Below are 25,760 nucleotides of genomic sequence, written 5' to 3'. Positions count from 1 at the left end.
TTTAGCGATTAGAAATTTCATTTTTCTAAAGTGATGGGGAGGTAAAGGGGATGGAAGGAACGCATCTGGATATGAAGAACAAAACGGTTCTCCTATCGGGGGGCACATCCGGCGTCGGGAAGGCCACGGCGATAGGGCTGGCCAGCCGGGGAGCTAAAGTGATCATCCTAAGTAGGAGCGGCGAGAACGGTAAGCAAGCGTTGCTGGACATTGCAAATGCAACCGGGAATAACCAAGGGGAACTGCTGATTTCCGACTTGTCCCTGCAATCGTCCATTAGGGAAACCTGCGCTGAATTCAAGCGAAAATATGATCGCCTGGATGTGCTGGCCCATCTTGGGGGAGCGATCTACTGGGAAAAGCTAATAACAAAAGAAGGGATTGAGCGGATGTTCGCGGTGAATGTCCTCAGTCATTTTCTTCTTACTCAGGAATTGTTGGACATGTTGAAGGAGAGTCGCCCGTCTAGGGTAATAACCGTTGCCGGCAATCCGCGGTTTCTGAAAAAACCGCATATCGATTTTGAAGACATCCAGCTTTTGAATCATTTCAGCGGCATGAGAGCTGCGACCCAGACCATGAATGCCCGTATATTGCTTGCCTTCGAATGGGCCAAACATCTCGAAGGAACAGGAGTGGCTTCCGTTGCGTTTCACCCGGGATGGGTCAAATCCAAATTGACCCGGCATTCGCCATGGTATCTTAGGATGATGGCGCCTTTCATGAACGCACGGGCAGGGGACGACTGTAAACCTGGCGTCTATGCGGCTTCGGCCATGGAAATTGCAGAGGCGAACGGCGCTTTCCTTGACGATAAAATGCATATTCTCCCCATTCGGCACAATTACGATATAGAGGCCGGTCCGAAATTGTGGCGTGTATGCGAGGAGCTTACAAGCGGCCAGTGGGCTGATTAAATGTGATTTGCTACAGTGATAGGATGGACACTTTGAATAGGGTCATGCGACGGGGCAGAAAAAAACCGGTTTATTCATAAATGTGAAACTTTTATGAATCTTTTGTAACCGCTGTCATTCGGCGAATTATAATAAGAAAAGAGATTCCTTCCCGTATCCGGCAAGGGTATTTTGAGTATTGACACTGAAGAAAAACAAAGGCAATAATGTCATCAAATCGCTGCCCCAAGGTGGGATTTGCCGATTTTAAACGATGCAACCGAAGGGAGAAATGCTGGTGACGATGCAATATGATGCGCTGTATTATCCTTATCCTTCCAGAAGAATGGTTCATTACGCTAACCGGGGTATGGTTTCGACTACCCAGCCCTTGGCGGCAGAAGCCGGGCTTGACATGCTCAAGCGGGGAGGGAATGCCATTGATGCCGCCATTGCTACAGCCGCTTGTTTGACCGTTGTTGAACCCAACTCCAATTCCATCGGCGGCGATACGTTCGCTTTGGTATGGACGCAAGGCAAACTGCACGGACTTAATGCAAGCGGGCCGTCGCCCGGCGCTATTTCGCTCGAGCAAGTGCGGGCGGCCGGTCATGAAAAGATGCCGACCTACGGCTTGCTCCCGGTAACGGTTCCCGGAACGCCGGCGTCTTGGGCGATACTGTCCGAGCGGTTCGGCCGCTTGCCTTTATCGGAGGTGCTGGCTCCGGCCATCCGCTACGCCGAGGAAGGTTTCCCTGTATCCCCAACGATCAGCAGCTACTGGAACCTGGGCTATCACAATATCAAAGCTCTGAATGACGAGGTTTTGTACCGCTCCTGGATGGAGGTCTTTGCCCCAGGCGGCCGCACCCCGCGCAGCGGGGAGCTCTGGCGCTCACCGGGACATGCCCAAACGCTGCGCTCTATCGCTGAAACCAACGCGGAGTCGTTTTATCGCGGCGAGCTGGCCGATCGAATTGATGCTTTTTTCCGGGAGCATGGAGGTTATTTGAGCAAAGAGGATCTGGCCGCGTACAGTCCGGAGTGGATGGAGCCGATCAGCGTGAATTACCGCGGATACGATGTTTGGGAGATGCCGCCCAACGGGCAAGGACTTATTGCGCTGATGGCGCTGAATGTGCTCAAGGGACTGGATTTCGATGCCAAGGATACGCCGGAAACGCTGCATAAGCAGATAGAGGCCGTTAAGCTGGCATATGCTGACGGGCTCCGCTACATCACCGACCCGCGAAACATGGAGGTCACGGTGGAGGAGCTGCTGTCCGAGACTTATGCGGCGCAGCGCAGGTCGCTAATTGGCACGGAAGCGCTGATGCCGGCTCCCGGGGAACCTCCAAAGGGCGGGACGGTGTATTTGGCGGCTGCGGACGGGGAGGGCAACATGGTGTCGTTTATTCAAAGCCATTCCGGAGATTTTGGCTCGGGGTTGGTGATTCCAGGTACCGGCATCTGCATGCAGAACCGGGGCGCGGGTTTCTCGTTGGATCCCAATCATCCCAACGTGCTGGCTCCGCGCAAAAAAACGTACCACACGATCATTCCCGGTTTTATCACCAAGGATGATCAGCCGGTGGGCTGTTTTGGCGTGATGTGCGGTTCGATCCAACCGCAGGCGCACGTCCAGGTGGTCATGAATGCGATTGATTTTCACTTGAATCCGCAAGCTTCGCTGGATGCGCCAAGATGGCGCTGGCTGCGGGAGAAGACGATTGAGGTCGAACCTCAGTTTCCGGACCATCTCGCGCAAGCGCTGTCACGCAAAGGCCATAACGTGCAGAGGGCGCTGGATTCGGGCATGTTCGGACGCGGACAAATGATTTGGCGCGACCCTGAAACCGGTGTGCTGGCAGGAGGCACCGAGCCGCGGGCCGACGGCCATGTGGCGGTATGGTAAGCATAGAGCGAACAGGAGGCTAACGATGCCGTACGTACTAGGGATCGATGGGGGAGGCAGCAAAACCTACACGGTGGTTACCGACGAGCTGGGCAATAGGCTGGGTCAGGGCGTTTCCGGGCGCAGCAATCATCAAAAATTCGGCGTGGATCAGGCAATGGCAAACATCCGCGAATCAATCGACATCGCGCTGACGGAAGCGCAGCTGGCGTACGAAGATATCGTTTTTGTGCAATATGGCTTGGCAGGGGCCGACCGGCCCAAAGATTTTGAGGTGCTGCTCCCTGCCTTAGGCCATCTTCCGTTTCGCAGCTGGGATTTGGTCTGCGATACGATGACGGGCTTAAGGGCGGGCAGCCCCGACAATATTGGCGTTGTGCTCGTTTGCGGCAACGGCACCAATGCGGCCGGGCGCAACCGCCAGGGCCAATCCGTGCAGACCGGAGGCCTGGGCCCTTTGTACGGAGACCGCACGAGCGGTCCCGATTTGGCCCGGGAAACGTTCAGCTGCGCCGTACGCTCATGGGAGCTGCGGGAGCGTCCGTCGCTGCTGACGGACCTTGTGCCCCGCTATTTCGGTTTTGCGGCGATGGAGGAACTTGTGAACGACTTTCTCGACCGCGATGTCCAGAAGGTGCCGGGCGAGCTGACGATTGTACTCCATCAGGCCGCGGATGCGGGAGATGAGCTGGCGATTGAGCTGCTGCGCAGCTCCGGGAAGGAGCTGGGGTTGGCGGCGAATTCGGTCATCGAACGTTTGGGCGGGTTCGATGCTTCGGCAGCCGTGCCGATCGTGCTGGTAGGAAGCGTGGTGCAGGAAGGCCGCAACCCGCATTTGCTGCAGGCTTTACGGGAGAAAATCGCGGAGAAACATGCCCATTTTGAGCTGGTTGTACCCAAGCTGTCGCCGGTATACGGCTCGGTGCTGCTGGCGATGGACCACCTGCAGCTGCCCGTCACGGAAGAGATCATGAATAAATTCGCAAGCTACGGAGGGTACAAATCATGAGAAAATCAGGTTTGAAAATCGCCGTTATCGGCGGGGGATCGTCATACACGCCGGAGCTGGTAGAAGGATTTATCAAGCATTACAAGGAGCTGCCGGTTACGGAGCTGGTGCTGGTCGATGTCGAAGCGGGCAAAGACAAGCTGGAGACGGTGGGCCGTCTGGCCGAGCGGATGATTGCGGCGGCCGGAGTTCCCATCCGGCTCAGCATGACCTTGAACCGAAGGGAAGCCATTGCCGGGGCCGATTTTGTAGCTACGCAAATGCGCATCGGCTTATTGGCGGCACGCTCCCGCGATGAGAAAATTCCGCTCAAGCACGGGCTGATCGGACAGGAAACGACCGGTGCCGGAGGGTTTGCCAAGGCGCTGCGCACCATTCCGGTCATTCTGGATATTTGCAAGGACATGGAGGAGCTTGCACCTGACGCGTTCCTCGTTAATTTCACCAATCCGGCCGGGATCGTCACCGAAGCGGTCATCAAGTATTCGAGCGTTCGCACGGTAGGTCTGTGCAACCTTCCGATCGGTACCCGCATGCAGATTGCGGACATTTACGGCATCGACGTGGCGAGGGTGCAAACCGAAATGGTGGGCATCAATCACTTGAACTGGACGACCCGTATTTGGATCGACGGTGAAGATATAACCCGCAGCTTCTTGAGCAAAGCGGCGGGATCAAGCGGCCTGACGATGAAAAATATTCCCGATTTCGAGTGGGACGACGAGTTTCTGCAAGCGGTTGGCGCATTGCCCTGCAGCTATCACCGGTATTACTACATGCGCAATAAGATGCTTGGCCACATGCAGGAAAAGTTTCAGGAGCACGGTACTACGCGGGCAGATGATGTGCTCAAGGTCGAAGCGGAGTTGTTCGAGCTGTATAAAGACAAGGCGCTGGCCGTGAAGCCTCCTCAGTTGGAGAAGCGGGGCGGAGCTTATTACTCCGAAGCTGCGGTTAATCTGATCCGGGCAATTTACAATAACACCGGCAATATCCAGACGGTAAACGTGAAAAATAACGGGGTTTTGCCGTTTCTGCCGGACGACGCCTCGGTCGAGATCAACTGTGTTATCGATGCCGCAGGAGCACACCCGATCCAGCCTTCGGCTCCGGTTACCGCCCATATGCGAGGCATGCTGCAAGTAGTCAAGGCGTACGAAGAGCTAACGGTGAAGGCGGCGGTCGAAGGCAGCTATGAGGCTGGCTTGGAGGCGTTGACCTTGCATCCGTTGGTAGGGGACGCGGCACTTGCCAAAGTGGTGCTGGATGAGATTTTGCAAGAAAATGAGGCATGGTTGAGTAGATTCCAATGAAAACCAAATCTGTATCCAATGGGTAAAACCGCAGTCCCTGTGTGACGTTATCTGCGGCAAAAAAGCGAAAATAGCCGGCGATTTGAGATCGCTTGGCTTTTTTTGTTTTTTCGGGATACACTAAAGCTGACATGAATAACAAAAAATCAGATTTTATTGAATGCGCTTTCCTTTGTGTAATATAATCTAACATAAAATCATGAAAATAGTCGAAAAAGTCAATGTACATTAAAAATTTAAACACTTTTATATTTCTGTGGGATGGTTAAGCGGATACAAATGAACTTATAATTGGTTTGTGAGGTTTGGTGTTAAGGTTAATGACATTGAAAAGGGGAATGGTCTAGTGAAAAACGCGATTCGTAAAACAATGTTGGTTACTGCTTCAGCTGCGATGGTAGCTGCGATTTCAGGCTGTGGAGGTACGGAAGCGCCCAAACAAGCCAGTGGGAATGGAAGCGCTGCCCCGGCAAAGGATTCGAAAGAACCCGTAACATTGACCATGGAGTATAACTGGTCCAGTCCTAACGTAGATAACTTGATTTACAAAGAACGGATCAAAAAGTTTTTGGAATTGAATCCCGACATCAAGATTGAAGCCCAGGATGTGCCATCCGCCCAATACCGCACCAAACTTCGTACGGAAGCAGCAGGTAACAGCATGCCGGACATGTTCGTCATGTTCCCGAGCGTAGAAATTGAGCCTTATATTGCTGCCGATGTGCTCATGCCGCTTGATGAAATTATGAGCACCTGGAAAGATATTTTGCCGCCTCAAGCGCTGGCCGGATACAACGTAAACGGCAAGCAATACGCGGTTCCGACAAAAATGACCTTTGTTGACATTGTTTATTATCACAAGGATATGTTGGCGAAAGTCGGCTATAACGAATTCCCTAAAACATACGATCAATTCCTCGATCTGGCCAAAAAATTAAAGGATTCCGGCGTAACCCCGCTGGCGATCGGCAATAAAAACAAATGGCCGATGCAATCGACCTTTATGTCGGCAGTAGGAGACCGGATTCTCGGCAGCGATTTCTTGACTAAAGTAAACAAAGGCGAAGCTAAATTTACCGATCCCGACTATGTCAAAGCTTTAAACGTCATCTCTGATCTTGTGAAGATCGATGCCTTTAATGCGGATATCAACACGATGGACGAAGTACAGCAGCAAGATTATTTCCTGCAGAAGAAAGCGGCTATGACGATGACCAGCTCCACCATCGATACGAAGTTTAGAGGCGGTAATCCGGATAAAGCGGCTGCCGAAAATATCGGTATCGCCTTGTTCCCGGCGATCAGCGGGGGTAAAGGAGATCCAACGAAGAGCGCAGGTGTTATTCAATACGGTATCAGCTTGAGCAAAAACTTGACCGGCGCCAAGAAGGAAGCGGCTTTGCGGTTCCTGAAATATTTCTATGCGCCTGAATTGTACCAAGACCTGATGAGCAAAGGCATTGTCGTGCCGGCCAAAGTGGAAGCGCCTGCTGACACCAGCCCGTACTTGAAAGAAATGCTGAAATTGACGCAAAACGGCTCCGCGCTTGTGTTTGACGCCATAATGCAGCCTGCGGTGAAGGATTCAATCGAAAACGGCATTCAAGCAATCATCACGAAACAGAAAACAGCCGAGCAAGTGGCCAAGGAATTGCAAGAATCCGTAGATAAATCGAAAAAGTAAGATCATCCGAGCAAAAGCACGGTTAACGCCGGCATCGTGAATGTGACCGGATCAGGGAGGTTAGGACATTGAACGTTTCTATCGGAGGTTTCTCCTTTTACCAACTGCTTAGCGCTGGGGAAATGGACATTTACGGTTATTTGGAAACCGCCCGGCATCGTTTCGGACTGGGGTCCGTTGACTTATGGAACGGATTTTTCACCGATCGGAGCAATCTTTACTACCCGGTTGCAGATGACGTCGACTTGCGGAAAATCAAACGGTTTTTGGATGAGAAACAATTGACGGTCGCCAACTTTGCGGTTGACCGGGCCCACTTATGGGACCCGGACCCCGCTATCCGGGAGATCCTGCATAAGAACGCGCTGGACTACTTGCGGGCTGCCGAGCTTCTGGGGGCTCGGACGGTACGGATCGATACAAGCCGCGGACCTGTGGAGCCTTCGGAGGAACAATTCGAATACACCGTGATGCGGTATAAAGAATATGCACAGCGAGCGGCGGACTTCGGATACACGATGGGGCCGGAAAATCATACCGGCATATCGCTTGATCCGCATTGGATGAAACGTCTCGCTGAAGCGGTCGGCCATCCGGGTTATGGCGTGCTGCTGCATATCGGACGATGGCAGGACGCGGCAGTGCCTGGTGAAAAATTGCTCGCACCATGGGTGAATCATGTTCATCTGGATGCAGCCAGGGTATCCTCGGAAGCGACAGTAGACATCATGCGAATGCTGATGGATCAGGGGTATCAAGGAGACTGGGCTGTTGAATACAACGCCCAGTCTCATCCTTACATTGAGCTTCAATGGGCATTAGCCTCCGCTAAGCGCCTGTTGGCCAAGGCTGGAGCAGCCGGCCCGGAGCAAGGAAACGGAGGAAACTAGGGTGCAACGAATAAGAATCGGCGTCATCGGCATAGGCATTATTGGAAAAGTGCATTTGCAGGAGTATGCCGGAATTCCCGGCGCTGAAGTTGTAGCGGTGTGCGACATCAACGAGCAAGAAGCGCGTTCGGTGGCGGAGAAATACGGAATTCCGCATGTGTATACGGATTACAAGGAAATGCTGTCAAGAGACGATATCGATGCGGTGGATGTGTGTCTGCACAATAATTTTCATGCGCCGCTTACGATCGCCGCTCTCAGAGCGGGAAAACATGTTTATTGCGAGAAGCCGATTGCCGGCTCTTATCATGACGGAGTTTCGATGCTGGAGGCGGCCCGCGAATGCGGGAAGAAACTGCACATACAACTCGGAACCTTGTATAAGAAAGAAACAAAAGCCGCTAAGGCATTAATAGAAGACGGACAATTAGGCCGGGTGTTTCATGCCCGTTCGAACGGTTTCCGCCGTCGGGGCCGCCCCTATGTAGACGGTTTCGGCACCGTGCATTTTACCCGAAAAGCTAGTAGCGGAGGCGGCGCTTTGCTCGATATGGGCGTTTATCATATCGCCCAGATGCTGTATTTGCTTAATGTGACGGAAGTGGAGCGGCTTACCGGCCGGATGATCCAAGAGATGGACATGGACCCGGAACGCCGGCAGATCAGCGGATTTGACGTAGAAGAGCTGGCGTTGGGCTTTGTTACCTTCAAGGGCGGGGTGACGCTGGATATTTTCGAAGCCTGGGCTGTAAATCTGGGTGGAGTGGAAGGCAGCAGCATTGTCGGCTCGAAGGGCGGCATCCGCTTGCCATCGTACCACTCCGGCGAGCAGACAGGGGAATTCAGTTTCCATACGACAGTGGCGGATCTTGATCTGAACAGCACGATTGATCTCAATCGTATGGATGTGCGCTGGCATCGGATGCGGGAAACCGAAGACGCCTACGATTCTTCACAGAAGCATTGGGTTGCCGCTCTGCAAGGAAGAGTGGAGCTTCTGCCAACTGCGGACATCGCGCTTGCGACCATGCTGATCAGCGAAGGCTTATATTTATCGGATGTTTTGGGGCGCGAAGTCACGGCGGACGAAATTGCAGCTAACTCCCGATCGCTTGCTGTGAGCATGTAACTTAACTGTGAACGGAGGCTGCATATGCATGTATTAAAACGAGCAGGATGGACGGCGTTTTTCGGAATGCTGCCGGCTTTGGTCATTTATATCGGGATTGCGCTGGTACCGATCGGCATGTCCTTTTATTATTCGTTCTTCAATTGGGACGGACTGTCTCCGATGAAATTTACCGGATTGGACAACTATGTGACGACGCTAACGGACGGGATCTTCTGGAAGGGCGTCTCCAACAATATTTTTATGATGATTACCGGGATTTTCGGCCAATTGCCGGTAGGGCTGTTGTTTGCGCTGCTGCTGAACCGCTCGCTCCGAGGGATCAAAGCTTATCGTTCGGTCCTGTTTATGCCGGTGGTCATTTCGGCGGTTATCGTGTCGATTATTTGGGGTATGGTGTTTAAAATCGAATCGGGTTTGCTGAACGGTTTGCTGGACTTAATCGGCTTGGGTTCTTGGCGGCAGGACTGGCTTGGCAGTCCGAAATTCGGGATGCTTTCTGTCAGTATCACGTACATTTGGCAAAACTACGGATTTTTTATGGTTATTTTTTTAGCGGGCTTGCAAAATATTTCGGAAGAAATCAAGGAAGCCGCCGTTGTGGACGGGGCGACCGGGTGGAAGCAATTTTGGCATGTGACACTGCCGATGCTGAAAGAAACGATTTGGGTTACATTGATTTTCGCCATCAGCAATAGTTTCCGCGTATTCGATCTGATTTATGTAATGACGGGCGGAGGTCCGGCTCATAACACCGAAGTCATGACGATTTACATGTACAACAGCGCTTTCCAAAACATGAGCTTCGGCAGCGGCAGCGCGGTTTCCATGCTCATTTTATTGTTCAGTCTTATCGCCATTTACGCCGCCAAATTGCTCACACAACGCAACCAATAAGCAACTATGGCGAAAGGAGGCATTATGCGGCTATCACGGGTTAAAACTTCGTCACTTCATCTATTTCTGGCAGTTGTCAGCTTGGCGAATGTGCTTCCTATCCTTTGGATGATGATGAACGCCTTTAAGGCCGAAGAAGAGTTTTCGGTCAATCCCATGGGACTTCCGAAAATGTGGGACTTCAGCAACTTTTCGAAGGCATGGCAGGTCGCCCATCTGGGAACCTATTTCTGGAACAGTTTGTACGTAACCATTGCTTCCATTTTATTAACGGTGCTGCTTGGCGCGCTGGCTTCCTATTTTATCGCCAGATTCGAGTTCAAGTGGTCCAAATGGGTATACGGCCTATTCGTGATCGGGATGACGATTCCGATTCATGCTACGCTGGTGCCGATCTTCATATTAATGAAGAAACTGGGGATTCTGAACACACATCTGTCTCTTGTGCTGCCGTATACGGCGTTCCATCTCTCCATTACCATTTTCATTCTGGTTGGCTTTATGAAGTCGTTTCCGAAGGATATCGAAGAATCGGCGATTATTGACGGGAGCGGGGCTTACCGGATTTTCTGGTCGATTATTTTGCCGATGACCCGCCCGGCTTTGGCCACCGTTGTCATTATCAACTTCATATACAACTGGAACGAGTTTCTATTCGCTTTGGTGCTGATCAGTAAAAACGGCCTCAAAACGCTGCCTCTCGGACTTGCCAACTTTGCCGGGACCGAAATGAAATTCCAGACGATGCAGATGGCGGCTTTAACCATGGCATTGCTGCCTGTGGTGGCATTCTACCTGATGCTGGAGAAACAACTGGTCCAGGGGATGACCGCGGGGGCGGTAAAGGGATAGATTTTTCAGTAGCCTCCCGCTCGAACCTTCCTATATGATAGAGGGAAGAAGACGGATCTCGCTAACTCCGGGAATCCGTTAAGGGGAGGTACCCGGCTATGAAGATGAATCCATTCAGATGGGCAAACATCAACTTGAGAAAAAAATCGGTGGCAATCTTCGTCCTGTTGGTTACGCTCCCATCGCTGCTGGTCGGATATGCGTTTCTAAACCGGTACGATATTATTTTGCGCCAGCAGTTTATCGATTCTACGGAAAAAAATCTAAACACCATTGAGATGAACCTCTATGAAAAGATCAAAACCGTAGGCGATATGACCGACTATATGATTTATCAAAAAGATTTCCGGGGATTTATGCAGACGGTGGAAACGCCGGAGACGCTGGATCAGCTGAATGCCCACCGGGCTTCCATTGAAGGTTTTGTCGCTTTTCAACTGATGTCCAAAAACTATATTAAATCGATTACGTTAAAAGGGTTAAACGGCAATACGATGCAGATGGGCGAGCCGGTTGAAGGGTTGGAACAACCTTGGATCGATCTGGCGAATAAAAACCGGGGCGGGATCGTGTGGTCGGATTCTTATCCGTTGTCAAGTCCCTGGTCCGGGCCAAAACGCGTCATTTCCTTATTCCGCATTATTAATTCGTTTGACGATTTATCGAAAACGGTGGGGCTGGTTATTGTCCGGTTGAATGAATCGGAAATTTCCACTTTGCTGAAGGCGGCCGTTCCCGAGAAGCAAGGTTCGATCTTTATTTTGCGGCCGGACGGTACGGTGATGGTAGGCGGGGAAGATCAACTGATAGGCAAGCTTTATCCCAATGAAGAACTGCTGAAAATCGTATCGAAGTCTTCGGATCAAATTGCCGAGATGGAAATTAACGGAAGCAACTATGTGGTCATCAATAAAAAAATGCGCTCTACCGGCTGGAACATTGTGACCATGATCAAAGAGAAAACGATGGTGGCGGAAACGAATGGACTGAAGGTGACGCTGCAAATTTTGTTTTTGCTCGTCTTTATATTCGGATTACTTGCCTTAATCGGCTTCGAGCTGACGATCATCCGTCCGATTCTTGAGCTCAAAAAGCAAACAAGCCGCTTGAAAATCGGCGATTTCTCGGCCCGTGTGACGGTCCGCTCGCGCGATGAAATCGGGGATTTGGGCCGGCAGTTCAATAACATGGTGTTAACGATCAAAGATTTGATCGACAAGAAATATAAGCTGGAAATCCAGCAAAAGGAGTCCGAGCTGCGCATTCTGCAAAGCCAGATGGACCCGCATTTTCTGTACAATACGCTGGATATGATCCGGTGGACGGCACGGCTGGAGAAGGCGCCGGAAACCAGCCAGCTGATTGAAGCGTTGTCCGGCTTTTTCCGGATGAGCTTGAACCGTGAGAAGCAGACGGCGACATTGGGTGATGAGCTGGAATTCGTCCGCGCTTATCTGAATTTGCAGCAGAAGCGGATGGGCAGCAAGCTGCGTTTCTCACTGCTGATGGAGGCTAACCTGGAACAAGTTGTACTGCCAAGACGTCTTATTCAGCCATTGGTTGAAAATAGCATCAAGCATGGCTTCGTCTCCAGACGCCAAGGGATCATCCGTGTCCGCTGTTACCGGAGCCCTCTTGATGAGCTGATTATCGAGGTAGCGGATACAGGAACCGGCTTCACGGCGGACCGTTTGAATGCCGTCTACGACGCGATTCATGGAAAAGGCCTTGATGAAAGCGTATGCGGGCATGCGCTCAGCAATATTAACGAGCTGATCTCGCTTGTTTATGGAAGCGGATTTGGCATTGAATTTCCGGAGGAATATAACCAGGCTGGAGCTTGCGTTCGATTAAGAATTCCCATTCAAACGAACGGTCAGGAGGCCCTATGACTATCAAATTGCTGATTGTAGATGACGAGCCTATCATTTGCCGGGGACTGCGGGAGACAATTCCGTGGGAGACAATCGACGCGGAAGTCATGGGCGAAGCCTCCGACGGAGCGGAAGCGCTGGAGCTGATCGGCCGGTTGCCGGTCGATCTGGTGCTGACGGATATTCATATGGACGGCATGGACGGGATCGCCTTATCCAAGAAGCTGCGGGAGCTTTATCCGCACATACGGATCATGATCTTAAGCGGGTATGACGATTTCGAATATGCGCGGCAGGCTCTCCGCATCGGTGTCGAGGATTACCTGCTGAAGCCTGTTGATGTTGATGAGCTGATGGCGATGGTGAAACGTATTGGCGGTGAGCTGACGCAAGAGGCGCAGCGCAACAAGGAGGTCGTACGTGACGGGTGGCTCCATTGGCTGAACCACTTGCAGAAAAGCGGCGGTACTGTGTCTGAAGGCATCCGGCCGCCGGAGGTTCCCGCTGAAGTGCGCTGCTTCCGGCTTCTGGCAAGCCAGCTGGAAGATTACGCGATCTGGGCGGAAGAGGCTGCGGAGGAAGAGCGGCAGGCGGTTCGGCAATATTGGGAACAGTCTGTGCAGCATGCACTGACTGAGCTTGGATGGGAAGCTGTATCGTTTTTCCATCATCCGAATTTGCTGATTACGTTGTGTCTGGATTCCAAGCAAAGCAGCGGGGATCAGCTGGCTGCCGCGTTAAGCGGCGCGGCATCGCTGACTGCGCAGTGGCCGCGGATTCTTTTTGGCGTATCGGCTGAATTTCACGATTTGGATGACGCTTATGCCCGCTGTGAAGCGGCTGTTGCATCCGTTCAGCTCGGCGGCGCAATGGAAGATCAGACCGTATTGTTCCAAGAAGAGGCAGCACGGCGGCACAAACCGCAAGCCCATCTCACATCTGTAGAGATGGAGAAGCAGTTGGTGAACGTGCTGTTCAATGGGAGCATCGGCGAGCTTGAAGAGGTGCTGGAGAAGTTAATGGCCCAATCCAGGGAGCGGGGGTATTTGCCAGCGGATATCATCCGGGCAGCCAAGGAGCTGAAGATTGTGATTCAGCGCCGGTTAAGAACAAGCAGCGTGGAGCTGACCGATGAAATCGAAGCTTTGTTATCCGGCGATATCGATCCGTATGCCTACAACTCGTACCGGGCGCTGGAGTCGCGGATCCGCCGTGAGCTGCTGTCGCTGTTTACGCTGATCCACACCTCGGTCAACGGAAAAAATCATTGGACGATCGACCGTGTTATTAAGTACATTGAGGCGCATTACAACACCGATTTAAAAGCGTCCGAGGTAGCGGCTTGGTTGAAAATTACGCCGAATTATTTCAGCATCGTATTTAATCAATCGTTTGGCAAAGGTTTTGCTGAATATTTAAATGAAGTGCGGATCGAACATGCCAAAGCGTTCCTCAGCGGAACGCATGACCGGGTATTCGAAATTGCCGAGAAGGTCGGGTACAACGACTATAAATATTTCTGCTCGATTTTTAAGTCACATACCGGAGTTACGCCTACACAATACCGCAAGCTTGCGGAAACGACACCGGGATAGGAGTTTGTCCGACGGGTTCACGAGCGGCAGGATTCCGCACATCTCCAGCTGACAACCGCGCTCATGAATAAATTTCCACCGATTTGCTTTCGCCGGACAGATTCCCTTGGCCGGATAAGGAGATGAAGCGCATTATGGAAGCGGCTTCCGGACTGAAGACGCGGTCATTTGCCGTTATCAAGAGCTTTAATTTTTTTGTTTACGGCGCAATTGCGATTTACTCCTCATTTTTTCCGCTTTATCTCAAAGAAATCGGGGTGCCGTCGCTGCAAATCGGCATGCTGCTCGCCGGGGGGCCGTTTATTGCCATTCTGGCTAATCCGTTCTGGGGATACTGGAGCGACCGGTGGCGCAATATCAAGCTGATTCTGATCGTGCTGCTGATCGGCAATGCGGTTGTGATGCAATCCGTCTTTTTGGGGGTAACGGGCACCCTGCTGTTTGTGCTGATGCTGGTCTACTTTTTTTTCCAAAGCCCCTTGTTTTCCCAAAGCAACAGTCTGATTCTGGACACGATTGAACATACGGGGCGGCGATTCGGAGAGTTCCGGGTGTGGGGGTCGTTGGGTTGGGCGCTGATGGCCGCAGCGGCGGGGCCGGTACTTGGTTTTCTGGGAATTAACCGGTTCTGGATCATATACAGCCTGTTGATGCTGATTGCTATCGCCATCGCCTTTGTTCTTCCGCGGGGTAAACCGCGGCCGAAGACGGACGTGCAGCGAGGCGGCTATGTGCGGATTTTTGCGAACAGGCAATTTGTCGCTTTTCTTGCCATCAGCGTTTTAATTTCCGTTCCGAACGGGATGAATATGACGTTTATGCCGATCTACATTTCGGATTTGGGGGGCAAGGAAGGGCTGGTCGGGCTGTCGGCTTTTTTAACGTCGATCTTTGAAATTCCGGTTTTTCTGCTGTTTGACCGGCTGCTGCCCAAAAACAACCGGACGATGATCCTATGTCTGGCCGTAGTCAGCTTGCTGTATGCAGCCAGATGGCTGCTGATGTCGCTGGCGACTTCGCCGTATGAGGTGGTTGGCATTCAAGTTCTCAATGGGATCACGTTCGGAGGTTACTATTATATCGGCACACAGCTGACCTTCAAGCTGGTTCCGCTGGAATACCGGGCTTCGGGCCAGGCGTTATATGCGCTGAGCTGGGGCGGCTTGTCCGGAATTATTGCCGGCATCGCCGGCGGCTGGGTGTTTCAAAATTGGGGTGCGGTGGCCATGTACCAGTTTGGTTCGATATTGGCCTTGATGGGGCTGGCAGGGTTTTTGGGCGTTTATGCGCTGATGAAGCGAAGCCCGTCTACGAACATGAATCTAGATGAAAAGCAATAACATAACACATTCCCAGGAGGCGTAATTACGATGAAAAAACTAAAAGTCGGCGTCATTGGCGCAGGATCTATCTCCACCATGCATCTGGATTCGTACGCAAACAACCCGGAGGTTGAGCTCGTTGCTATATGTGATATGAACCGCACGCGTGCCGAGGAAAAAGCGGCCAAATACGGAATTCCCCATGTATACTCGGATGTCAATGAGCTGCTGGCCAATACCGAAGTAGAGGCGGTCAGCATCTGCACCTGGAACAATACTCACGCCGAGTTCAGTATTGCGGCGCTTGATGCAGGCAAACATGTGCTGTGCGAAAAACCGCTCTGCCAGACGGTGGAGCAGGCGCTGCAGGTAGAGGCAGCGGTTCGCCGCAGCGGCAAGGTATTCCAGGTTGGTTTCGTCCGCCGTTACGGCCAGACGACACAGATGCTGCGCAAGTTTATCGACGCCGGCGACTTGGGCGAGATTTATTATGCCAAAGCCAGCTGTTTGCGGCGTTTAGGCAACCCAGGAGGCTGGTTTTCCGATAAGGAGAGGTCCGGCGGCGGGCCTTTGATCGATTTGGGCGTACACGTGATCGACTTGTGCTGGTATTTGATGGGGAGGCCGAAGGTGGTATCGGTGTCGGGCAATACCTATCACAAGCTGGGGAACCGGGCGAATGTGAAGCATTTATCGTTTTATCAGGCAGCAGACTATGATGCTTCCAAAAATGACGTCGAGGACTTGGCCAATGCCCTGATCCGCTTTGAAAACGGCGCATCCTTGATGGTGGATGTCAGCTTTACGCTCCATGCGATCAAAAATGAGATTTCCATCTCGGTGCACGGCACCAAAGGCGGAGCTCAGGTCGAGCCGGAGCTGCAGATCGCTACGGAGAAACACGACATGATGCTTAACTTGCTGCCGCAGGCCGACAAGCTGACATTCGATTTTCCCGCCGGTTTTCAAAATGAAATCAACCATTTTACCGGGACTTGCTTAGGCCGTGTGGAGACGCTGAGTCCGGTAGAGGACGGCGTCGAAATGATGAAGATGTTGTGTGCAGTATATGAATCGGCTGCTCAAGGTCGAGAAATCCGGTTTGACGGCAAGTAAGGTTGCGATCCGCGATCAAGGGAGGGGGAGTGACTGATGAAGCTGACGAATAAAGTTGGCGTGATGGTAGACAGTTTTGGGATTGGCGTTCGTGACGGTTTGCTGAAAGCGCGCGAGGTTGGAGCAGACGGCGTACAGATTTATGCCGTCAGCGGAGAAATGGACCCGCGGAATTTGAACGCAGCCGCCCGCCGCGAATTAAAACAATATATTGAAGGCTTGGGCCTGGAGATATCCGCCTTGTGCGGCGATTTGGGCGGTCACGGTTTCCAGGACCGCAAGGCCAATTCGGAGAAGATCGAGACGTCCAAGCGGATTCTGGACCTTGCGCTGGAGCTTGGCACCCAGGTGGTGACGACTCACATCGGTATTGTCCCGGACGATATCGGCAGCGAAGTCTACGATGCGCTGCAATCGGCCTGCGAGGAGCTGGGGCAATATGCGAAAAGCATGGGGGCTTATTTTGCCATCGAAACAGGGCCGGAGCCTGCCGCCCATCTCAAAGCTTTTCTGGATACGCTCAGCACTAACGGCGTGTCCGTCAATTTCGACCCGGCGAACATGGTCATGGTGACCGGAGACGATCCCGTCAATGGGGTCTATTTGTTGAAGGATTATATAGTCCACACCCATGTGAAGGATGGAATCCGTCTGCGTGAAGTGGATCCGCGGATCGTATACGGCGCGTTGGGCTTTGACCCGATGGCTCATGAGCATATCGCTCAAATGGCCGCCGGCGGCGACAGCTTCCGCGAAGTGCCGCTTGGGCAGGGCAAGGTTGATTTCGGCCGTTATTTCGCCGCTTTGCAGGAAATTGGATACGGCGGTTATCTGACTATTGAAAGAGAAGTAGGTGAACAGCCGGAGACGGATATTCGTAAGGCTGTTGAATTTATACGCGCATATCAATGAGAGTGAAGCCGGGAATGGAGGGTTTGAAATGAAGACAAGTTTAAGCGTGTGGAGCTGCCATAAATATTTCTATGATCAAACTTGGAAGAATGTAGAGTTTATCCGGTTTACCGGACAAAACACGCGTGCCGAGGGGATCGAGCTGCTGCATCGCTTCTGGTATCCCGAAGCCGAGAGCCGGAACGAGATCGAGCGGGCACTTCAACAGGAGGGGCTCGAGGTGGCCTGTGTAGGCGCAAGCAATAACTTTGCTTTGCCCGATGCGTCCGGACGTGCCGAACAACTGCGTCATATTACCGAGTCGGTCGATATTGCAGCCGGATTCGGAGCGAAGACGGTGCGTGTGTTCTCAGGCAACCGCCAAGAGGGGGTTGATTTTGAAACGGCGCGCGGCTGGATCTTGGAAGGTTTGAAAGCCGCGGCGGAATATGCCGGAAGCCGCGGCGTAGTGCTCTGTCTTGAAAATCACGGTCTGTTTGCCGGAAAGTCGGCGCAGGTGCTGGATATTATCCGCGATGTGAATTCCGAAGCGCTGCGCAGCACGTTTGATATGGGCAATTTCCTGCTTGTTGACGAGCAGCCGGCTGATGCGCTGTCTACCCTGCTTCCCGTTGTCGCCCATGTTCATGCCAAAGATTTTGTGCAGGTGGCGGAAGGTTTTGCAGGCGAAACTTATATGGCTCTAAGCGGTGACCGCTATGCAGGTAAAGTGCTTGGAGAGGGCGGCGTCGATGTGAAAGCGCTGCTGTCGCGGCTGCATACCGGCGGTTATGCCGATTGGGTAACCGTGGAGTATGAAGGCAACGATGAGCAGAAGCTTGGGTCCATCCAGTCCGTAGCGTATGTCAAGAAAGCGTTGGAGTCAATCAAGCAAACCAATTAGCAGAGGAGATCGGACATGCGGGAAACTCCATGCCTTGTAATCGATGTTACGAAGATGAACGCCAATATCAAGATGATGGCCGATGCGGTGCGGCAGCGTGGCGTAACTCTCCGGCCCCATATCAAAACACATAAAACCCCGTCGATCGCCAAAGCGCAGCTGGATGCCGTGGCCGTAGGCATTACCGTGGCCAAAGTTTCGGAAGCCGAAGTGATGGCTGCACATGGCATCGACAACATTTTTATAGCTTATCCGCTGATTGCGGCTTCCAAAATCGAAAGAGCGGTGAAGCTCAGCCGGCAGATTCAACTGGTGGTCGGCGTCGACAGCGATGAAGGCGCGCGCCGCTTGTCTGAGGTGGCCGGGCGGCTGGGGCATGAGCTGCAAGTCAGGCTGGAGATTGACACAGGGCTGCAGCGGACGGGCATCCCTTACGACCAGGCTGTCGCTTTGGCAAGCCGGATCCACACACTTCCGCATCTGAAGCTGACGGGAATCTTCACTTTCCGCGGGGCGCTGCTTGACGGCAAACCAACGATGGACCTGGAGCGGGCGGGCCGGGAGGAAGGAGAACTGATGGTTCGTCTTGCCGAGTCGATGCGGGCGGAAGGCATTCCGATCGCCGATGTGAGCGTCGGTTCTTCGCCGACAGGCTTATATGCCGCTCAAGTGCAGGGTGTGACGGAAGTCCGCCCTGGTACTTATGTGTTTAATGACCGGATGCAGGCGGCATTTGGCGTTTGTTCGCTGGAGGATTGCGCCGGCGTTATTGAAGCGACGGTGGTCAGCCGTCCTTCGGAGCATTACGCCGTCATTGACGGCGGCAGCAAGACGTTTGCGACCGATGTTCAGCCGGGGACGAACCCATTGCAGTTGAAGGGCTTCGGCCATATTCTCGAAGCGCCGGACGCTGTGTTGGAACGGCTTTCCGAAGAGCATGGCGTCATCCGCCTGGAGCCGCATCATATGTTAAAGGTCGGAGACCGTGTGCGCATCATTCCGAACCACATTTGCAGCACGTTAAATTTGCATAATCACTTTTATTTTATAGATGGCGAGCAGTCGGAGAAGGTGCCGGTATTGGCGCGCGGCATGCTGGAATAGACGGATAGCGGTGATTGGCGGGAAACCGGAAACCATGGGCAGGATGAATGAGCGGAATGCCGCTAGGGAAGGGAGACTGAACTCCAATGCTGGACTTCATTATTAAAAATGGCAAAATCGTGGATGGTACAGGGAATCCGTGGTATTACGGCGATGTCGGGGTGGCGGATGGTGTTATCGCCGCCGTCGGGCGGCTGGATATGGAAGCTCATCGTGTCATTGACGCGCAAAAACGCGTGATCTCGCCTGGGTTTATCGACGGGCATTGTCATTCCGATCTGATGATTTTGGATTATCCGCATAGCGAAATCAAGCTTAGACAAGGCGTCACAACCGAAGTCATCGGCAACTGCGGTTTGGCTCCGGCGCCGTTGATACCAAGCCGTGCGGAGATGCTGCAGACATATATTCAGCCGGTGCTGGGATCGACAAGCTGGAAGTGGCCGTGGGAGACCGTCGGCGAGTACATGGCGCATTTGGCCGGTTCCCGTCCGTCCGAGCATGTGGCGACGTATGTGGCTCATGGCGCACTGCGCATTGCCGCTATGGGCTTCGAAAACCAGCCGGCGACTTCGGCCGAGCTGGACCGCATGAAGCAGCTGCTGGAAGAAGGGCTGCAAGCGGGCGCAATCGGCTTCTCGATCGGGCTGCTGTACGCCCCGGGCAGCTATACCTCGAAGGAAGAGCTGGTGGAGCTGTGCCGGGTGCTGCCCAAGTATAACGGGCTATTCTCTACGCATATCCGCGGCGAGGGCAACAATCTGATCGCTTCCGTCAAGGAAGTGATCTGGATTGCCGAGGTCAGCGGCGTATCGCTGCATATCAGTCATCTGAAAGCAGCCGGTAAACGCAACTGGGGGAAAGCGTTGGAGGCGCTGGAGCTGATTGAAGACGCCAGGTCGCGGGGATTGGACGTTACTTGCGACGTCTATCCTTATTCCGCAGGCTCGACCACACTCACCACCGTGCTGCCGCCATGGACTTTGGAAGGCGGCATCAGCAGCACACTGGAACGTTTCCGCGATCCGTCCATGCGCCGGCGCATTAAAGAGGAGCTTGGCCAGGAACAGACCGAGTGGGATAATCTCGTCTGCTCAACAGGTTGGCAGGCAGTCATCGTTTCCTCCGTCCGTCGTCCCGAGAATGCCGTTCTCGAAGGCAAATCGATTGCGGAAATTAGCGAAGAGCGCAGCCAGCATCCGGTTGATTGCGTGATGGACCTGCTTCTGGAAGAAGCCGGACAGGTGTCGATCGTTTATTTCCATATGGCCGACAGCGACGTCGAGCAGGTTGTAGGCTGGGAGAAATCGCTGATTGCCTCCGATAGCCTGCATTGCGAAACGGGCAAGCCGCATCCGCGGTTATACGGCTCTTTTCCGCGTTTGTTTTCAAGGTATGTGCGCGAGAAAAAGACATTGTCGCTGGAGCAAGCGGTGCGCAAGGTGACCTCTTTTCCCGTACAGCGGTTTAAACTGGGCAAACGCGGGTTGATCCTGCCGGGATACGCGGCGGATCTGGTTTTGTTTGATCCGGCAACGATTCACGACAACGCAACCTTCCAAGAGCCGCGCCAATATCCGGACGGCATCTCGCATGTGATTGTGAACGGCAAGGTGACCCTGGATGACGGGGAGCACACGCAGGCTCGCGAAGGGACGCTTATTCGTGCCGTCCATTGCTGCAGCAACGGACATCATCATCACTAATAACGATTTGATACGATAAGGAGATTTGACCATGTCCACTATTGAAGCCCGCCTGAAAGAAATGAATATCGAGCTGCCTCCCGTTGGAGTGCCTCGTTTTGCTTATATTCCGTGCAACCGCACCGGCAATCTGCTTTATTTATCCGGACAGGACTGCCGTATTAACGGAGAGTTGATGTATGAAGGCAAGGTCGGCAGCGATCTTACGATCGAGCAAGGACAGGAAGCGGCTCGTCAGGTGATTATCAACTCCCTCGCTGTAATGAAAGATTACCTTGGCGATCTGGACCGTGTCGTGAAGATCGTCAAAATGCTAGCCTTCGTAAACAGCGCGCCGGGTTTTGGGGATCAGCCTTATGTCATCAATGGCGCTTCCAACCTGTTAATTGAAGTGTTTGGCGAAAACGGCAGGCATGCGCGTTCCGCCATCGGCACCAGCGATTTGCCGTTCCACACGCCGGTTGAAATCGAACTGATCGTTGAAATCCAGGATTAAGCAGCCGGCTGGGTCGTAAAGGAATAAGAAGAAAGCCAAGCGACTTACGGAACCGATAATTGTATACCAGCAGCTAAAGCCGTCGTTGATTATTTCGACGGCTTTTCGTTTTTTTTATATGATACAATAAGCAGAAAAGACAGAGGCCGAAATTACCGGTGCCGAATAGGCTAAAAAACGCGGGAAGCGAGAAAAGGTGAGGCATTCTGAAAGCAAATCGGATGGAAGCCTTCAGCGATGGCGTGCTGGCCATTATCATTACGATTATGGTGCTGGAATTTAAGGTGCCGGAAGGCCATGACTGGCATGCACTGATCCAGCTTGGCCCGAAAATTATTAGCTACATTTTTAGTTTCGTCTATGTCGGGATCTATTGGAACAATCATCATCATCTGCTGCACATGGTTCGAACGATGAACGGACGGTTGATGTGGCTCAACTTGCTGCTTCTCTTCTGTTTATCCCTTGTGCCGTTTACGACCGCTTGGATGGGGGAGAGCTATTTTGCAGCTACTCCAACGGCGTTGTACGGCATCATCTTGCTGCTGGCGGCGCTATCGTATTGGCTGCTTCAGTGCGCTATCATTAGCCAGCATGCCGGTGACTCTTCTTTTGTTATGGCCATCGGGAAAGATTGGAAGGGCAAATTATCTCCTTTGCTCTATCTGATCGCGGCTTTGACCGCATATGTGAGCCCTTGGATTTCCGGCTTCTTTTTCGTACTTGTTGCCGTGATCTGGTTTATGCCGGATAAACGAATCGAGCATGCGCTGAGAGGCCGCTAACATGCTCCTCGAATCTCGCTGGCAAGCGGGTTTCGAGGAGCATTTTTTCTAACGCGGTCACCATGTAGGAGCGGGAGTTCCTGTATTACAGACGGGGGTCGTACTTCGAAAGACGCGGAAATCGACGCAAAATACAATAAAATCAAAATTCAAATGTTACTCCCGTCATTTCTTCGCTTAAGGTCCATAGCCGCTTTGCTTGTTCCTTATCAATCGCCCACGGACGTACCCCAAATCGGGATGTGGAGTCGGCAGGAACTGCGGCAGCCATGTTGTTATCTTCTAGAAATACGCCGCCTTTCCCGTTTAATTCCGGAGATGTGGCTGCCCAGGTTTGTGTGGATGCACCTTGAGCAATGGTTTTGTAATAATCGTAATCGGCGCGTTTGAAGCCGGCTTTGGCTGCGGTGATGAAGTTGCGGATACGGAGCAGGTTAAATGTATTGATGATATTCAACCCGTTGCCGCGGCTGTTGCCCGAATAACGGCCTATACCCGTTGTAGGGACAAGACCGGGATGAACGGCAAAAGCGCGTATACCGCAGCTTTTAGCCAGACGATCCAGCTCCACAGCAAATAAACTATTTGCTGTCTTCGATTGTGCGTAGGCCAATCGGGGATTGTATGCGGTATGCGCAAAATCCACATCATTCCAGATGATCCCGCCTTCGCGTTGAGCACGGCTGGAGACGGCAATTATACGTGCGCCTTCAGCTTTTTTCAGTGCCGGCAGCAAACGGGCGGTCAGTTGGAAATGCCCCAGATGGTTGGTTGAGAATTGAGACTCGTGTCCCCGGCTGTCTCGCTGCAGTGGCGGATACATGATTCCGGCATTATTGATGAGAATATGAAGAGGCCGGTTCGATCTCAGAAAATTGCCGGCATAAGTATCTATCGAGGCCGGATCCATTAAATCAAGCGTACCCACTTCCACACGGGCTATATTTGTAACGGCCTCTTGCGCAATGTCCATTCGACGTGCAGGCACGATTACCGTTGCTCCGGCGGAACTTAATGCTTTGACCGTTTCTAACCCGACACCGCTGTATCCGCCGGTTACCATGGCTACTTTTCCCGTTAGATCGATTCCTTTCACTACATCTTCGGCCGAACTTTTATAAGTGAATTTACTGTGAATGGGTTGTTGATTCGTCATATGAATACCCCCGGCTTTTCATTTAGAGGTTACACTTGTAACGTTACAGTGATATCATATGATCTGGGTAACGAAAGTTCAACCCTCGCGGCCTCATCTGTTACATAAGGAGAAAAGTGTAATGCCTCGATCATACGCCGAAAGCCAAAAACAGCTGACCAAAGAAAGCATCACAACAAGCCTATTTTTGCTCTTGAAGGAAAAAGATTATGCGGGTATCACCATTACGGACATCACGAAAAAAGCAGGCGTCTCCCGAATGGCATTTTACCGTAACTACAACGAGAAAGATCAAGTAATCGAAGAGCATATGAATCAAATATACGAACAATTTTTCACTAAAATCGGCAGCCTGCCGGCTCGCACCCCCGAAACAATCTCCTTTGAATTAGTAGGTTACTTTGATAAATACTCAGGCCTGTTTGCTGAATCGCTTGCTCGGGGGTACAACCAGATCTTGTTTCATTCGTTTGCAAGAGCCCTGGGCGATTTCTATAAGTCTACGGTTACCTGGGACAACTATGAAGGAACAAGAGCTCATTACTGGAATACATTTATGGCTGCCGGGCTATTCTATGTCTTTATGAATTGGATCGAACGCGGGAAAGCGGAAACGGTTAACGAAATGGCTGAGCTTATAACCGAATTGAATACCTAATTTACAAGGTTTTTTAGCCTATGTCAGGCAAGTATTAGGATAATCGCTGATGGGCGGCCGGATTCAAGCAGGAGGGAAGAGGGCATGGTCAAGGAGAACTGAGGAGAAGCTGGGAAATGACAGGTTTTTTGTTGCCGCGGGGATGTGGTACGATAGGGACAACATGATGAGAAACGAGGATGTGCAAGTATGGCCGGCAATGGAAAATTACGCAGCGATGTAAAGCCTGGGCTTGAGGTCGATATTGTCTTGAAGCAGGATCAGCGGACGGGTAAGACGACACGTGGCATCGTGAAGGACCTCTTGACGAATTCGCCGCAGCATCCGCATGGAATCAAAGTGCGGTTGCAGGATGGACAAGTTGGGCGCATCAAACACATTATTAGCGGCGGAACGGGCGGGTAGGGATGAGGCAATCAGCGGACGGAGAGATCACGGGGCGTGCCGAGGGAACGCTTGTCACGGAAGGCATGAGCGAAAGCGTGCAGACAAAGCAATGCGTGTGCTGCCTGAAACAGAAACCGCTTGCGGAGTTCAAGAGAAGAAGCGGCAAGCGGCGCGGGGCCGTGGCTCGCCGCGGGACTTGCCGTGCGTGCCGTGAGGAGATGCGCCAGCCGGAGGTTCCGGAGGGCGCGATGCCGGAGGCCGCTGAGCCATCCGGGGCCAAGACGGCTGCTCCGGCGAAGAAGAAGCGCCGCCGCCGTCGTTCGAAGGCGGGGAAGGGCGTTCCGGCTGTCGAGCCTGCGATTGTCGCAGACTCGGTTACGGGTGCGGGCATGGCCGATTCAACGGCGATGGCCGATCCAGGCGAAGAAGCGCCGCCGACCAAGAAGAGAAAACGCCGTCGCCGCCGCTCGAAGAAGGCTGCTGCCGCCACGGTTGGCGAAGAATTAACCGTGGCGGCGGCTCCTGCGGCGGATGCCGCCGTCAAGAAGGCCTTCGTCTACACGGTATCTCCACGCGCGATGAGGGAGATCGGGTTAAAGCCGACTTGGGGCGGCTTTATTCGGATGCGCGGCAAAACGGATAGCGGACGGGGATGGTACCAGGAGATCGATCCCGACCTTGCGTACACGCTTGTCACGGAGAATGCGGCGGTTGTCGTCAACCGTCACACGATTCGCCGATTGTACAGCAACAAGGAGTTTCGCATGCTCATTTTGGAGCGGGACAAGTACACGTGTTATTTTTGCAAGCAATACGGGGATACGATCGATCATTTGCTGCCCCGTGCCAAAGGCGGCCACACGACGCCGGATAACTGTGTATGCGCATGCAACTTGTGCAACCAATCGAAGGCCGACAAGGATCTCGAAGATTTCATGAACGATTGGCCTCCCGCTAAGGGGGAACTAATGCTTGACTGGCCCTTGCTTTAGGACGGCTGCAACAGCCTTCTACCGATGAAATCCATAGCGGAAGACACTAGTGGACGGCAAGTACATCGGGGCAACCACATGATGTATAAACCACGCCGGGATGAGACAAAATGAGGAAGTAAACGTTAACAGAGTAGTTGCCCGCTTTTCAAAATATAGGTACAATAAAATCAGGTGGAAGATTTGACG

At 52.6% G+C, this 25,760-nt stretch carries 23 protein-coding genes; 22 read left to right on the top strand and 1 reads right to left on the bottom strand.

The features are described 5' to 3' along the window. The first annotated feature begins 50 nt into the window (after positions 1 to 50). The 19 genes from EYB31_RS18045 (at position 51) to EYB31_RS17955 (ending at position 22,378) form a co-directional block, all read left to right on the top strand. Positions 51 to 917: an SDR family NAD(P)-dependent oxidoreductase gene (locus EYB31_RS18045; RefSeq protein WP_131014764.1), complete on the top strand. Its 867-nt coding sequence runs from the start codon at positions 51 to 53 to the stop codon at positions 915 to 917. Between the two features lie 253 nt (positions 918 to 1,170). Next, positions 1,171 to 2,811, top strand: coding sequence for a gamma-glutamyltransferase family protein (locus EYB31_RS18040; RefSeq protein ID WP_240762548.1), 1,641 nt, complete (start codon positions 1,171 to 1,173; stop codon positions 2,809 to 2,811). 25 nt (positions 2,812 to 2,836) lie between these two features. Continuing rightward, on the top strand, positions 2,837 to 3,820 hold the full coding sequence (locus EYB31_RS18035; RefSeq protein WP_131014763.1) for an N-acetylglucosamine kinase: 984 nt from the start codon (positions 2,837 to 2,839) through the stop codon (positions 3,818 to 3,820). Continuing rightward, positions 3,817 to 5,133: a 6-phospho-beta-glucosidase gene (locus EYB31_RS18030; RefSeq protein ID WP_131014762.1), complete on the top strand. Its 1,317-nt coding sequence runs from the start codon at positions 3,817 to 3,819 to the stop codon at positions 5,131 to 5,133. Before EYB31_RS18035 ends, EYB31_RS18030 begins: the two co-directional genes overlap by 4 nt. 346 nt (positions 5,134 to 5,479) lie before the next feature. Then, entirely contained in the window at positions 5,480 to 6,817 is a 1,338-nt protein-coding gene (locus EYB31_RS18025; protein WP_131014761.1) for an ABC transporter substrate-binding protein, read from the top strand. A gap of 68 nt (positions 6,818 to 6,885) precedes the next feature. Beyond that, a complete protein-coding gene (locus tag EYB31_RS18020; protein WP_131014760.1) occupies positions 6,886 to 7,707 on the top strand; it encodes a sugar phosphate isomerase/epimerase family protein in 822 nt (273 codons plus the stop codon). 1 nt (position 7,708) lies between these two features. Beyond that, positions 7,709 to 8,836 (top strand): Gfo/Idh/MocA family protein, encoded by a 1,128-nt coding sequence (locus EYB31_RS18015; protein WP_131014759.1) that lies wholly within the window; start codon positions 7,709 to 7,711, stop codon positions 8,834 to 8,836. Positions 8,837 to 8,860: 24 nt separating this feature from the next. Beyond that, a complete protein-coding gene (locus tag EYB31_RS18010; RefSeq protein WP_131014758.1) occupies positions 8,861 to 9,733 on the top strand; it encodes a carbohydrate ABC transporter permease in 873 nt (290 codons plus the stop codon). A 24-nt stretch (positions 9,734 to 9,757) separates the two neighbouring features. Beyond that, complete coding sequence (locus EYB31_RS18005; RefSeq protein ID WP_170318249.1) at positions 9,758 to 10,585, top strand: carbohydrate ABC transporter permease; 828 nt, start codon at positions 9,758 to 9,760, stop codon at positions 10,583 to 10,585. Between the two features lie 98 nt (positions 10,586 to 10,683). Next, positions 10,684 to 12,477 (top strand): sensor histidine kinase, encoded by a 1,794-nt coding sequence (locus EYB31_RS18000; protein WP_131014756.1) that lies wholly within the window; start codon positions 10,684 to 10,686, stop codon positions 12,475 to 12,477. Then, positions 12,474 to 14,054, top strand: a complete 1,581-nt coding sequence (locus EYB31_RS17995; RefSeq protein ID WP_131014755.1) for a response regulator — start codon at positions 12,474 to 12,476, stop codon at positions 14,052 to 14,054. Before EYB31_RS18000 ends, EYB31_RS17995 begins: the two co-directional genes overlap by 4 nt. Before the next feature lie 134 nt (positions 14,055 to 14,188). Next, complete coding sequence (locus EYB31_RS17990) at positions 14,189 to 15,394, top strand: MFS transporter (protein ID WP_131014754.1); 1,206 nt, start codon at positions 14,189 to 14,191, stop codon at positions 15,392 to 15,394. Between the two features lie 30 nt (positions 15,395 to 15,424). Then, on the top strand, positions 15,425 to 16,492 hold the full coding sequence (locus tag EYB31_RS17985) for a Gfo/Idh/MocA family protein (RefSeq protein WP_131014753.1): 1,068 nt from the start codon (positions 15,425 to 15,427) through the stop codon (positions 16,490 to 16,492). A gap of 36 nt (positions 16,493 to 16,528) precedes the next feature. Continuing rightward, complete coding sequence (locus tag EYB31_RS17980; RefSeq protein ID WP_131014752.1) at positions 16,529 to 17,404, top strand: sugar phosphate isomerase/epimerase family protein; 876 nt, start codon at positions 16,529 to 16,531, stop codon at positions 17,402 to 17,404. Between the two features lie 28 nt (positions 17,405 to 17,432). Then, positions 17,433 to 18,287, top strand: coding sequence for a sugar phosphate isomerase/epimerase family protein (locus EYB31_RS17975; RefSeq protein ID WP_131014751.1), 855 nt, complete (start codon positions 17,433 to 17,435; stop codon positions 18,285 to 18,287). Positions 18,288 to 18,302: 15 nt separating this feature from the next. Beyond that, entirely contained in the window at positions 18,303 to 19,391 is a 1,089-nt protein-coding gene (locus EYB31_RS17970; RefSeq protein ID WP_131014750.1) for an alanine racemase, read from the top strand. An 86-nt stretch (positions 19,392 to 19,477) separates the two neighbouring features. Further along, a complete protein-coding gene (locus tag EYB31_RS17965) occupies positions 19,478 to 21,097 on the top strand; it encodes an N-acyl-D-amino-acid deacylase family protein (protein ID WP_131014749.1) in 1,620 nt (539 codons plus the stop codon). Positions 21,098 to 21,128: 31 nt separating this feature from the next. After that, complete coding sequence (locus EYB31_RS17960) at positions 21,129 to 21,593, top strand: RidA family protein (protein ID WP_131014748.1); 465 nt, start codon at positions 21,129 to 21,131, stop codon at positions 21,591 to 21,593. A gap of 206 nt (positions 21,594 to 21,799) precedes the next feature. Beyond that, a complete protein-coding gene (locus EYB31_RS17955) occupies positions 21,800 to 22,378 on the top strand; it encodes a TMEM175 family protein (protein ID WP_131014747.1) in 579 nt (192 codons plus the stop codon). A 142-nt stretch (positions 22,379 to 22,520) separates the two neighbouring features. On the opposite strand, the gene EYB31_RS17950 is transcribed toward EYB31_RS17955, so the two are convergent. Continuing rightward, positions 22,521 to 23,534, bottom strand: coding sequence for an SDR family NAD(P)-dependent oxidoreductase (locus EYB31_RS17950; RefSeq protein ID WP_206105467.1), 1,014 nt, complete (start codon positions 23,532 to 23,534; stop codon positions 22,521 to 22,523). 58 nt (positions 23,535 to 23,592) lie between these two features. Between EYB31_RS17950 and EYB31_RS17945 the strand changes: the two genes are divergently transcribed. The 3 genes from EYB31_RS17945 to EYB31_RS40940 all read left to right on the top strand — a co-directional run bounded on the left by EYB31_RS17945 (position 23,593) and on the right by EYB31_RS40940 (position 25,571). Then, positions 23,593 to 24,192 carry a TetR/AcrR family transcriptional regulator gene (locus EYB31_RS17945; RefSeq protein WP_131014745.1) on the top strand — a complete coding sequence of 200 codons (600 nt, stop codon included), beginning with the start codon at positions 23,593 to 23,595 and terminating at the stop codon, positions 24,190 to 24,192. Between the two features lie 189 nt (positions 24,193 to 24,381). Further along, positions 24,382 to 24,597, top strand: a complete 216-nt coding sequence (locus EYB31_RS17940) for a YwbE family protein (protein ID WP_131014744.1) — start codon at positions 24,382 to 24,384, stop codon at positions 24,595 to 24,597. 2 nt (positions 24,598 to 24,599) lie between these two features. Further along, entirely contained in the window at positions 24,600 to 25,571 is a 972-nt protein-coding gene (locus tag EYB31_RS40940; protein WP_240762546.1) for an HNH endonuclease, read from the top strand. The last annotated feature ends 189 nt before the right edge of the window (positions 25,572 to 25,760 follow it).

The organism is Paenibacillus thalictri, assembly GCF_004307995.1.
Lineage (GTDB): Bacteria > Bacillota > Bacilli > Paenibacillales > NBRC-103111 > Paenibacillus_AF > Paenibacillus_AF thalictri.
This window is presented reverse-complemented; position numbering and strand designations above follow the sequence as displayed.